The sequence below is a fragment of the Micromonospora sp. M51 genome (genome assembly GCF_018070305.1).
In the GTDB taxonomy this organism is placed as follows: domain Bacteria; phylum Actinomycetota; class Actinomycetes; order Mycobacteriales; family Micromonosporaceae; genus Micromonospora; species Micromonospora parva.
In genome coordinates this window covers 1-11,819 of record NZ_JAGPXZ010000114.1, presented here as the reverse complement: position 1 = coordinate 11,819, position 11,819 = coordinate 1, and the positions used below count along the sequence as shown (strand labels likewise).

Genomic DNA, 11,819 nt, shown 5'->3' with positions numbered 1-11,819 from the left:
CGATCGGCCTGATGTTTCCGTTCGCGGTGGCCATCCTGCCGCTGTTCGTCCTGCTGCGCGGCATGGGCCTGTTGGACAACCCGCTCGGTGTCATTCTGCCCCAGGCCGCCTTCGGGCTGCCGATCACCATCATCATCCTGCGCCAGTTCTTCCGCACCATCCCGGCGGAGATCGAGGAGGCCGCCGTCCTCGACGGCTGCGGCTCGTTCGGCTTCTTCTGGCGGGTCCTGCTGCCGATGGCCCGCCCGGCCCTGGCCACCGTCTCGGTGTTGGCCGTGGTGACCAGTTGGAACAACTTCATGCTCCCGCTGGTCGTCTTCACCGACCAGAGCTGGTGGACCCTGCCCGTCGGGGTGCAGGCATTCCAGGGCCAGTACACCGCCGAGACCGCACGGGTGCTCGCCTACGTCGTGCTGTCGATGGTGCCGGCCCTGGGTTTCTACGCCGTGGCCGAACGCCAACTCATCGGCGGACTCACCGGCAGCATCAAGGGATGACAGCACACCACCGCGAGCAGACCTGACGTTTCCAACAGGAGGCAGGGGGACCGTGGGCACAGCGAACGGCCGAAACGTCACCATCGCCATGATCGCCCGGTTGGCCGGAGTCTCCGTACCCACCGTCTCCCGGGTCATCAACGGCCGCTCCGACGTCGCCCCCGACACCCGGGAACGCGTCGAGGCGCTCCTCAACCGGCACGGCTACCGCCGCCGTGCACCGGCCCGGCGTCGGCACCGTCGTGTCGGCCATCCACTGGCGGATGTCCTCGGCCAAGCAGTGGCTCGACAACATGCGTACGCGCTCCACCGAGGGCATCATCTTCGTGACCTCGATGGTGAACCCGCCGTTGCAGGCCGAGCTGCGTCGGCTGCACCTGCCGGTCGTCATCATCGACCCGGCCGGGGTCGACCCGCAGGAGTCACCCACCATCGGCGCCACCAACTGGGCGGGCAGCCTCAGCGCCAACCAGTACCTGATCAACCTGGGTCATCGTCGCATCGGCTTCATCGCCGGCCCGCCGCACCTGATGTGCAGCCGGGCCCGCATGGACGGTTACCGGGCCGCCCTCGGCGCCGCGCGTATCCCCATCGACGACGCCCTGATCCGGCCGGGAAACTTCTACCACGAGTCCGGCTTCACCGCGGGTATACAGCTGCTGAGCCTGCCCGACCCGCCCACCGCCATCTTCGCCTCCAGCGATCAGATGGCCCTCGGCGTCTACGAGGCGGTCCGCAAACGCGGCCTGCGGGTGCCCGACGACGTCAGCGTGGTCGGCTTCGACGACCTGCCGGAGGTGCGATGGTGCTCGCCGCCGCTGACCACCGTCCGTCAACCCCTGGCCGAGATGGGCATGCTGGCCGCGCGTACCGTGCTGCGCCTGGCCAGCGGCGAGCGGACCGAGAGCCCGCGGGTGGAGCTCGCCACCGAACTCATCGTCCGCGACAGCGTCGCACCTGCCCGGTCGTGATCCTGCTCAGTCGACCCGCAACGCGTCGTCGACGCCCGTCTCGCGGCGGCCCAGGTGCGCCGGATCCCGACCGGAGAGCAGGTCCAGCGCGGCCTTCAGGCAGGCGCCGTTCTCCCGGGAGGAACTGAACCACCACGTCTGGGCGTACCGCTTCGCGCTGTCGTCGCCCACCCCGTTGGCGTCGATGCCGAGCCGCCGGCACAGCGCCACGGCGCGCGGAAGATGGAAGGACTGGGTCACCACTGTGGCTCGCCGCACCCCGAAGATCCGCTCGGCCCGCGCGCACGAGTCGTAGGTGTCGAATCCGGCGTAGTCCGGCACCACCTTGTGTGCTGGCACGCCCCGCTCCACCAGCCAGCTCCGCATCGCGGCGGGCTCGTTGTAGTCGGCGTTCATGTTGTCGCCCGACACGAGGATCGCCCGAACCTTGCCGGCGTCGAACAGTCGCCGCGCGATCTCCAACCGGGCCGCGAGGACGGGGGAGGGTATGCCGTCCGCGTCCACCTTGGTGCCCAGCACCAGCGCGACCGGCGCGTCCGGCACCTCGGCCTCGGCGTAGAGGTGGCCGTCGGCGATGTCGCGGATCCACGTCACGCTGGCCACGGTGCCCCCGGCCAGCGCCACCGCCCCCACCACGAGCGCGAGCACCGCACAGCGGGCCAACCGCCGATGCTCCGCGTACCACCGCCTGGCCGCCCCGAATCGTCCCCGCATGCCGCAAGGCTATTCCGCCGGTGCGCGCGGCGGTCGACCGCGTCGCCGTCGACCTGATGCCGCGCCGTCCCGCCGAAACACCACCACCGCAGCAGCCAACAACGGCAGTTGTCTATGGACAATCGCTCACTGTTAGCGTTAACGTTACGGACAGTCGTCGGTACTCGAACGACCTCGGGCCGCGGTGACGGAGTTGTCGCCAGTGACAGTGACCCGCGGCGTGACGGACGACGATCGTGGCGTGGGGCGGGTGGCACGCGGCCGGCGCGAGACGGCCCGAGACCACCACCGGGCGACCCGCGCGCCACGCGGCCGAGGCATGAACGGCCACCGGGAATCCAGGGCAGCGCAGCAGCCGGGACAGTCGTGCGACGACAACCGGCCGCCCGCCTGTCAGCGCGCACCGCTGAGCAGCGGCCCACCCCTGGGCCGCCCCTGAAGACGACCGTCGGTCCCGGCCCTGGCCGCCCGGGTCGCGTCCCGCTGTTCGGTGTCCGGGCCCGAACAGCGGGACGCCACCCAGTGGCGGCGACAACCGACGGGGTACGCCGACGGCGGTCAGCCTGTCGCACCTTGAGATTGTCCAGCCGCCAGTGCCATTGTGGTACGTCGATGAAGCCGCGCGCGGGCTGACCTCCGTCCACTGGGCAACCGGGATCCCTGTGTGATCTCCGGGGGACGGTGACACAAGCGATGGACCAACGAAGGCCAATCGTCCACGAGCTCGCCCGTGCCCGCGTCGCACAGTGACTGGCGGGGCGGCTCACCTGCGCGAAGGAACCCGCCCATGCGTACACCGAAGACCCGTGCGGCACTCCTGGCGGGCCTGCTGCTCGCCGCGAGCGCGCTCGCGGGCGTCAACCCGCCATCCGCCAGCGCGGCAGCCGACCCGGTCAGCGTGACCGTCAACACCCGCGCCGGTCTGGCGACCGTGCCGGATACCGCGCTCGGCGTCAACCACGCCATCTGGGACGCGAACCTCGGCACCGCCGAGACATCGGACCTGCTCCGCGACGCCGGCGTGCAGATGATGCGCTACCCCGGCGGCTCGTACGCCGACATCTACCACTGGAAGGACCACACCGCGCCCGGCGGTTACGTCGCACCGGGAACCGACTTCGACACCTTCATGGCGGCGGTCCGGCGCGCCGGCGCCCAACCGATGATCATTGCGAACTACGGCACCGGCACGCCCGCCGAGGCCGCCGACTGGGTGCGGTACGCCAACGTGACGAAGGGCTACGACGCCCGCTACTGGACCGTCGGCAACGAGAACTACGGCAACGGCCACTACGGGTCCGCCTGGGAGGCGGACAACCACCCGGACAAGAGCGCGACACAGTACGCGAGGCTGGTCGTCGAGTACGCCGACGCGATGAAGGCGGTGGACCCGAGCATCAAGGTCGGGGCGGTGCTGACCATGCCGGGCAACTGGCCGGACGGGATCACCGCCGGCAGCGACCCCGGCCCGTGGAACCAGACGGTGCTCTCCATCGCCGGCCCGAAGATCGACTTCGTGGACGTGCACTGGTACCCGGGCGGCACGGCAGCCGAGTCGCTGGCCCGCGTCAACCACCTCCCCGACGCCACCTACCTGCTGCGGCAACAACTCGCGCGGTACGCCGGTGCGAACGCCGACCGTATCGGCATCAGCTTCACCGAGCTGAACGTCGACGCGGGCCGGACCACCCAGCCGGCGGCACTCTTCCTGGCCGACGTCTACAGCGGGCTGCTGGAGAGCGGCGTCTTCACCGTTCAGTGGTGGAACGTGCACAACGGCATGGGCACCGTGGCGCAGGTGGCCGGCCAGACCGACTACGGCGACTTCGGAATGCTCTCCAGCGGCGCCTGCACCGAGGACGGCTCGGTCTGCCAACCGCCGCTGAACACGCCCTTCGCGCCGTACCACGGGCTGCGCATGATGAAGCTCTTCGCGACGCCCGGCGACCAGTTCGTCCGCGCCGGCACCGACGAGCCGCTGGTCACCGCGCACGCCGTCCGCCGGGCCAACGGTGACCTCGCCGTGCTGCTGGTGAACAAGGACCCGGACCACGACCACCCGGTCACCATCGACTACGCCGGGTTCACCCCGTCGGCGGTCGCACCGACGGTGTCCACCCTCACCAACGGCGCCACCGGCATCGCGACCGGCCAGTCCGGTTCGGCGACCAGCCGCACGCTGCCGGCGTACTCGTTGACCACGATCGTGCTGCGACCGGCCGGCACGTCCGCCGGACGGCCCTCGACGCCGGGCCAGCCCACCGCGAGCGGCGTCACCGACCGCGCCGCGACGATCACCTGGCCGGCGGCCACACCGGGTGGCAGCCCCATCGCCAAGTACGAGGTGTACCGGCACAACGGCGCGGTCAGCGAGCAGCTCGGCGAGACGGCGTCCACCTCGTTCACTGTCGACAACCTGGTGCCGGGCAGCAGGTACACCGTCAATGTGCTGGCCCGCGACACCGCCGGCCGGGTCTCCTGGTCCTCACCGCCGCTGACCTTCGCCACCGGCAGCCCCGCCGCCAGCGCGTGCACCGTCCGTTTCACCACCGCCAACGACTGGGGCAACGGCTACATCGGTGGCGTCGACATCACCAACAACGGGACGAAGCCAATCAGCGGCTGGACGCTCACCTGGACCTGGCCCACCGGCTGGCAGCAGGTGAGCAGCGGCTGGAGCGCCACCTGGGAACAGGTCGGCACCGCCGTGCGGGTCACCCCGACCGACGACAACCGGCAGATCGCCGTGGGTGCCACAGTGAGCGCCGGTTTCGTCGGCGCGTACAGCGGCCCGAACGTGCTGCCCACCGCGTTCACCCTCAACGGCACTGTCTGCGCGACCGGGTGACCGAGCTGATGCCTGTCGCGTTCGTCGACCTGGGCACATGTCGTCCGATCGTCGGAGGGCGACGTCCTGGGTAGCGACGCTTTGGAGCTGATGCCGCAAACGAATCAGGACAGGTGACAGCCGTGGGGTCAGCGGGGTCGGTCCAGGGGTCAGCTGATTCGTTGACGGCATCAGCTCCATAGGGCCGTAAGTCCACCCGCAGTGGTCCCGGCGGCAGCACCTGACTAACCCCGGAACCCACCGAAACGCCCGCCCCCGATACGTGGGGACGGGCGTTTCGGCGTGCGGGGCTACGTCAGGCGACCACCGACCGCAGTGGCACCCCGGCGTCGCGCAGGGCGCGTACCAGATCGTTCGCGAACGGGTGCTCGTCGACCTGGAGGCCCTGCGGGTTCGGGATCACGACGTACGCCGAGCCGTTCTTCGTGGACGCCTGCGCGTCGGTGCTGAAGCGTTCGACGATCGCCCGGGTGCGGGGCAGGTCGCCGGCCGCGACCTGGATGGTGATCGGTCGCCAGCCGCCGCCGAGGTCCGGCGTCACGGGCGCGGCGGCGGCGCTGGTGCGCGCCGCGTCGACACCGGCCGAGCGCCGGGCGTCCGGGGCAGCGCCCGCCGGGTAGAGCAGCGCGTTGGCCACCAGGTGCAGACCATTCTCGTTGTACGCCCGGAAGAGCGGGTTGAACGCGAACAGCACCGCCCGACCGGCGCCGGTCGGCTCGTCCACCACCGCCGCGGTGCCCTTGAGGGTGTCCGCGCCGACGGTGTAGCCGTTGGCCCAGAACGTGTCACCGGTCGGGTAGCTCAGCACGTTCGTCCCGGTGGTGCTCGGGGTGAGGATCGGGTCGCTGTTGTTGAACTCGAAGTCCTCCGCCGGGCGACCCGACGCGACCGGGCTGTCGGTGTCGACGTCCACCCGCAGGTGTGAGCCGATCACCAGGTAGTCGGCCGGCTTCGTCTTCTCGGTGGTGGAGGTGAGCCCGGCGGCGCGGGCCAACCGGGTGCCCTCGTTGCGCAGCCCCACGTAGGTGTGGCCCTGGGCGATCCACTCGCGCAGGTTGGCCTGGCCGGCGGCGGTCAGACCGCCGGTCGGGCTGCTGCCGTCCGGCACCACCAGCACGGTACGCCCGGTGAACGCGGCGGTGTTGTCGTTGATGTCGGCAGTGGTGACCGGCTTGAGGTCCAGCCCCCACCGCTTGCCGAGCACGTAGCGCGCCTCGCCGTGGGAGCCCGACGTGGTGGAGATGCCGGTGCCCTGGAAGAGCCCGACGTCGGGCAGGTCGAGGCGGGTACCGGAGGGCCGACCACCCGGGGTGAGGCTGACCCCGAGGGATTCGGCCAGCCCGTCCACGCTCCGGCTCACAGTGGCGGCCGGGATGGCGACAGTGCTGGTCGTGAGGTCACGGACCAGGGGTACGCCACGGCCGAGCAGACTGAAGGTGAACTCCGCGGCGGCGGCCGAGTCGAGCGGGTACGTGTACGAGCCCCACGGCCACGCCGCACCGGTGCGACCACCGGAGACCTTCCGGACCAGCTCGGCCTTCGGCTTGACGGTGTCGCCGGTGTAGATGGCCGAGACACCCATCAGCAGCGGGTTGCTCCAGGACGACACGTCGTAGAAGTACGGGAACGGCACGTACGGGTCCTCGCCCATGACGGCCTGGATCCAGTGCTTCTGTGGCTGGTCCATCGGGATCCAGTACGCGCCAACGGGCACTGTCACGTTGGTGGCGGTGCGCCCGCCGAAGACCCGCGCGGTGGGCACCCGGGTCGGTTTGCGCACCTCGTACACCTCGACGTCCATCCGGCGCAGCCGCTCGACGAGTTGGCGGACGTCGGCGAGCTGCCGGTCGGGCAGCAGGAAGTACGAGCGGACCTTGACGTCCGGCACCGGGAACTGGACCTCGTTGGTGGGCTGCACCACCTCGTTCGGCTCCAGCGTGCCCGCCCTGCCCTGGGCGAGCGCGTCGGTCCAGATGTCGAAGTAGCCGTCCAGCACCTCACGCTTGTGCGCGGCGGCCCAGCCGAGCGTCGACCACTGGGTGTGGAACTGCTGCTGGACCCGGTCGGCCACCGCCGACGCGCTGCCCTTCTCGTACGTCATGCCGGCCGCGCCGAAGCCGGTGGTCGGCACCGTGTCGCCGTAGCCCATGAAGAACATGTCGTACGTGTCGTAGTTGAAGTAGCACTCGGTGGTGACGGTCTCGTCGCAGGCCCCGTTGAAGCCGAAGCCGGCCTTGTTGGCCTCGCCGATCCGGTTGATCCAGTCCACCGCCTCGCCGGCGATCTCGTGGTGGATCGGGTCGGCGTTGGGCGGGAAGAAGTACTGCCGGCCACCCATCTCGTGCGCGTCGATGAAGACCTGCGGCGGGTAGCGGCGCAGCAGCTCGAGCTTGCCGTCGGTCTCCTGCTGGGTGCGGGCGAACCAGTCCCGGTTCAGGTCGAAGCCGAACTCGTTCTGCCGCCGGGTGGCGTCGCGGCCGTCCGGGTTCTGGGTGGGGACGATGATGGTGACCAGGTTGTCGTTGCGCTCGGCGACGGCGCAGGACAGGCCGGCCGCCAACTCGTACAGCGTCTTGAGCGCCGCGTCCGCACCGCTCTTCTCGCCGCCGTGCACGTTCGCGGTGACCCAGACGATGGCCGGGCTGTCCTTCGCCGTCCGGGCGGCCGTCCGCGCGCTGGTTCGGCGCGGGTCACGCAGGTCCCGGACGTCGTCGGCGATCTGGCGCAGCGCGGCGGGCCGTACGTGACGTTCGTTGGACACCACCGCGTACGGCAACGGTTGGCCGAGCACGCTGGTGGTCATCACGCCGGTGACGACCCGGTTCGAGGCGCGGTCGACGGCCCCGAGGTAGGTGTGGACCTCGTCGTTGGTGACGACCCGCTCCTGACCCGCGCCGAGCGGGAAGCCGAGCACGGTCTCCGGGCTGGGCACGGTGCCCAACCGGGCGGTCGGGTCGTCGCTGCACCGGGAGGGCGGGGCGGCGCTCGCGGCAGGTGTGCCACCGAGCAGGGGAGTCGTGCCGAGCAGGAGGGCGATCGTGGCGGCACTCGCCAGGCGTCTGGCGGGGACCTTCCGGAATGGACGCATCGATGGGGCCATGAGTCGTGTTTCCCTTCTCGGGCACAACCTCGCAGTGGCCGGAGCCTATGAATCGTCGACACGGCGGTCAAGGCTTGATCGATATCGCTGACTACACGGCGTGCCGGTCCCGACGCGGACTGGCAGGATGGGTGGCGCGGGTTTGTCGTCGCCTGGGAGGAGGAGACGTGCCAGAGATGATCACGCTCTCGATCCATCCGGATCTTCCGTCCGCCGCCGCGCGGCGTTCGCTGGCGTCCTGGCTGCGTGCCGAGGAGCGGCTGCGGGAGCTGGTGACCACGACGTCTCCCGAGGGGGAGTCGGCGGGCCACCCGGACGTCCTGCGGGTGGCGGCCGGCGACGCGGGCACCGCCATGGTGCTCATCCAGGCGGTCGCCGCCTGGCTGACCCACCGCCGCGAGGATGTGACGGTGACGCTCACCCGGCCCGGCGGTTGGTCGGCCGAGGTGGACATCCACCGCGCTCGAGACATGGACCAGGTGACCGCGCTCATCGAGGCGGCGGTGCGCGCGGTGACCGCCCCGCAGAGCTAGCCGGCCCGCCGCCGGCCGAGGAGTCGGTCGGCGGCGGGCCGCAGGGATCGGGTACGCCTACCAGGTCGTCAGACCGAGGCCGATCGTCTTGGTCAGGGTGGCGTTGTCGTCGTCGCCGTCGAGCGACCAGATCATGGCACCGGCGAGGCCGGCCCGTCGGATGTAGAGCGTCTTCTGCAACACCACCGCCGGGTCGTCGTACGTCCACAACGTCGTACCGTCGAACAACCAGGCGTGCCCGGCGCGCAGGTCGCGGTGCACGGTGTAACCGTTGCCGGCCAGCGTCTTGAGCTTCTTGTAGTCCTCGTAGCCGGCTTCGAAGGTGGCCGGCGCGGGCCCGGTGGCCGGCTGGAACAGGCCGTTGCCGCCGCCGGTGATGCCGGTCCAGCCGCGACCGTAGTAGGGGATGCCGAGCACGAGCTTGTCCCGTGGCGCGCCACGGGCGATCCACCCGTCGATGGCCACCTCGACGGAGAAGTCCGGGTTGTCCGGGGCGCCCGCCGGGACGCGAAGCGCCGACTGCTGGTTGGCCCGCGCGTCCCAGCCGCCGTGGAAGTCGTACCCCTGCACGGTGGCGAAGTCCAGGTACTTGAAGATCTTGCGGCCCTCGTAACCGGCGTCCATGGTGGCCGGGCTGGCCGGCAGGAACGCGGTCAGCGGGTGGTGCGCGCGGGTCGTGCGCCCGTACGCGTCGAGTTGCCGGCGGAACTCGGCGAGCAGTTTGGTGAAGTTCTCCCGGTCCTCCGGGCGGATGACGTTGCCGGGCTCACCCTCCCAGTTGGGCCACTCCCAGTCGAGGTCGATGCCGTCGAAGACGCCAGCGGCGGCGCCCGGGGTGCTGCCCGGGAGGTTGCCCCTGAGGTAGAGGTCGATGCAGGACGTGACGAACGCCTTGCGGGAGGCGTCGGTGCGGGCGGCGTTCGAGAAGTACGTCGACCAGCTCCAGCCGCCGAGCGAAATCAGCACCTTCAGGTCGGGGTGCTTGGCCTTGAGCTTGGCGAGCTGGTTGAAGTTGCCGTTGAGCGCCTGGCCGGGGGCGTCGGCGACACCGTCGACGCTCTCCTCGGCCGGGACGGGTCGCTGGTAGTCGGCCCAGGCGTCGCCCTCGCCCGGCCCACCGTCCACGAAGCAGCGACCGTCCTCGCTGACGTTGCCGAAGGCGTAGTTGAGGTGGGTGAGGCGGCTCGCCGCCCCGGAGGTTTCGAGCTTCTTGACCGGGAAGGCCCGGCCGTAGATGCCCCACTGGGTGAAGTAGCCGACCCGGTGGTAGCCGGTGCGGCGCTGGTTGTTGTCACCGGCGCTGGCGACGGTGGGCGGAGCGGCGGTGACCAGCAGGGTCGCCAGGGCGACGACGGCGGTGAGACGGCGGTGGCGCAATGGTCGCATCGGCACACTCCCACGAGACATCAGACAGAATTAGTAAAGAGAGTTATCTGATTGATGAAGTTAAGCCGGTCACCGTCCGGGGTCAAGAGCCGCCAGCCACATGGGGGATTGTGACGGCGTTACCGGGTGGTAACGATGTTGTGCCATGGACTCCGCCGTGACTCTGATCGGACTACCCGTCGCCCTCGGCATCATCATGCTCGGTCTCGGTCTCGGACTGACCATGGCGGACTTCCGCCGGGTGGCCCACCACCCCCGAGCCGCCGTCATCGCCCTGGTCTGCCAGGTGCTGGTGCTGCCGGCGCTCTGCTTCTGCCTCGTCCTCGCCTTCGACCTGGCACCCGAGCTGGCCGTCGGCATGATGTTGCTGGCCGCCTCTCCGGGCGGCACCACGGCCAACCTCTACAGCCACCTGTTCGGCGGCCACGTGGCATTGAACATCACCCTGACCGCCATCAACTCGGTGCTCGCCGTGTTCACCCTGCCGATCCTGGTCAACCTGTCGGCGGCGTACTTCCTGCCCGACGGGCGCAGCATCGGCCTGCAGTTCGACAAGGTGCTGCAGGTCTTCGCCATCGTGCTCGTCCCGGTCGCGATCGGCATGCTCATCCGGGCACGGATGCCGCAGGTGGCCGAGCGGCTGAACCGCCCGGTCCGGATCCTGTCCGTCGTCGTCCTCGTCGCGGTGATCGCCGGTGCGGTGCTCGGCGAGCGGGAGAACATCGCCGACTACTTCGTCTCGGTCGGCCTGGCCGTGCTCGCCTTCAACCTGCTCAGTCTCGCCATCGGGTACGGGGTGCCGCGCCTCGCCGGTGTGGACCGCAGCGCCGCGACGGCCGCCGGCTTCGAGATCGGCATCCACAACAGCACCCTGGCCATCACCATCGCGCTCAGCCCGGCGCTGCTCAACAGCACCCAGATGGCGATCCCGGGCGCCGTCTACGGCATCGTCATGTTCTTCACCGCGGCGGCCTTCGGTTACCTGGTGACCCGGGCCGGCGCCCGGTCCGCCACCGCCCTGACGCCCTGACGGCCGCTGCCCGCTCTCCCCGACGGCGGGGTCAGGGCGAGCGGGCGGCAACTCTCAGCCGACCTGGTTGTTGTCCTTCTGCGCGCCCCAGCCGTGCCAGCGGTCGATCTCGATCAGGGCGCTGACCCGGGCGCGCTCCCGCCGTGGGTACGCGTTGCCCGTGTAGTGCTTCGACAGCCGGTCGATGTCCGCGAGGCCCTCGTCGGGACGCAGTTCGGTGACGTGCCCGATGATGCTGACGTGGGTGTACCAGCCGGCCTCGTCGAGAACGGTGAGCGACACCCGGGGGTCGTTGCGGACGTGCTCCAGCCGGCGGCGGCTCTCGTCCATGTTCACCAGGATCCGGCCGTCCTCCCACAGGTACCAGGTGGCGGCGGAGACCGGCTGGCCACCGTTGCGCAGGGTGGTCATGACGGCGGGGTTCGGCTTCTGGAGCATGGCGACCGCGGCCTCGGGAAGCGGTGGCTTGGACATGAAGTCTCCTCGTCGCGACAACGTTTACCCCTGCACGTTACGCACCCGCTGGCCCGATCGCGCTCGGATCGTGATCACGGCGTGGCGGGCACCCGGCTGCCGGAGCGACGCCGGCGGCGACGAAGATGTGGTCATGAGCAATTCCGCACTGCCCAGGCGTGTCGTCGTCACCGGGGCCACCGGCAAGCTCGGCCGAGCCGTGGTCGCCCACCTGCGCGCCGTCGGCGTCGACGTGTTGGCGGTGGACCGCACCGGTGGCCGCGACC

Annotated in this window: 8 protein-coding genes and 1 pseudogene; 5 read left to right on the top strand and 4 right to left on the bottom strand. The window is 70.3% G+C overall.

All coding sequences use genetic code 11. The features are described from left to right. Both KBX53_RS09135 and KBX53_RS09130 read left to right on the top strand, forming a co-directional pair. Positions 1 to 497 (top strand): carbohydrate ABC transporter permease (locus KBX53_RS09135; protein ID WP_210858607.1); only part of this gene is annotated, 497 nt, incomplete at its 5' end. Between the two features lie 52 nt (positions 498 to 549). Further along, positions 550 to 1,468, top strand: a pseudogene (locus tag KBX53_RS09130) (LacI family DNA-binding transcriptional regulator). Positions 1,469 to 1,474: 6 nt separating this feature from the next. Here the strand turns inward: KBX53_RS09130 and KBX53_RS09125 are convergent. Beyond that, positions 1,475 to 2,182: a vancomycin high temperature exclusion protein gene (locus KBX53_RS09125; protein WP_030337927.1), complete on the bottom strand. Its 708-nt coding sequence runs from the start codon at positions 2,180 to 2,182 to the stop codon at positions 1,475 to 1,477. A 787-nt stretch (positions 2,183 to 2,969) separates the two neighbouring features. On the opposite strand from KBX53_RS09125, the gene KBX53_RS09120 reads away from it, so the two are divergent. Next, a complete protein-coding gene (locus KBX53_RS09120) occupies positions 2,970 to 5,030 on the top strand; it encodes a cellulose binding domain-containing protein (RefSeq protein ID WP_210858605.1) in 2,061 nt (686 codons plus the stop codon). A 295-nt stretch (positions 5,031 to 5,325) separates the two neighbouring features. Here KBX53_RS09120 and KBX53_RS09115 read toward each other — a convergent pair whose 3' ends face one another. Next, positions 5,326 to 8,118 carry a M14 family zinc carboxypeptidase gene (locus KBX53_RS09115; RefSeq protein WP_247675345.1) on the bottom strand — a complete coding sequence of 931 codons (2,793 nt, stop codon included), beginning with the start codon at positions 8,116 to 8,118 and terminating at the stop codon, positions 5,326 to 5,328. A 188-nt stretch (positions 8,119 to 8,306) separates the two neighbouring features. On the opposite strand from KBX53_RS09115, the gene KBX53_RS09110 reads away from it, so the two are divergent. Continuing rightward, a complete protein-coding gene (locus tag KBX53_RS09110) occupies positions 8,307 to 8,663 on the top strand; it encodes a hypothetical protein (protein WP_247675346.1) in 357 nt (118 codons plus the stop codon). Positions 8,664 to 8,720: 57 nt separating this feature from the next. On the opposite strand, the gene KBX53_RS09105 is transcribed toward KBX53_RS09110, so the two are convergent. Continuing rightward, positions 8,721 to 10,049 (bottom strand): glycoside hydrolase family 18 protein, encoded by a 1,329-nt coding sequence (locus tag KBX53_RS09105; RefSeq protein ID WP_030337923.1) that lies wholly within the window; start codon positions 10,047 to 10,049, stop codon positions 8,721 to 8,723. 145 nt (positions 10,050 to 10,194) lie between these two features. Between KBX53_RS09105 and KBX53_RS09100 the strand changes: the two genes are divergently transcribed. Next, entirely contained in the window at positions 10,195 to 11,079 is an 885-nt protein-coding gene (locus KBX53_RS09100; RefSeq protein WP_030337922.1) for a bile acid:sodium symporter family protein, read from the top strand. A 54-nt stretch (positions 11,080 to 11,133) separates the two neighbouring features. On the opposite strand, the gene KBX53_RS09095 is transcribed toward KBX53_RS09100, so the two are convergent. Continuing rightward, complete coding sequence (locus KBX53_RS09095) at positions 11,134 to 11,553, bottom strand: PPOX class F420-dependent oxidoreductase (RefSeq protein WP_030337921.1); 420 nt, start codon at positions 11,551 to 11,553, stop codon at positions 11,134 to 11,136. Positions 11,554 to 11,819 lie beyond the last annotated feature (266 nt).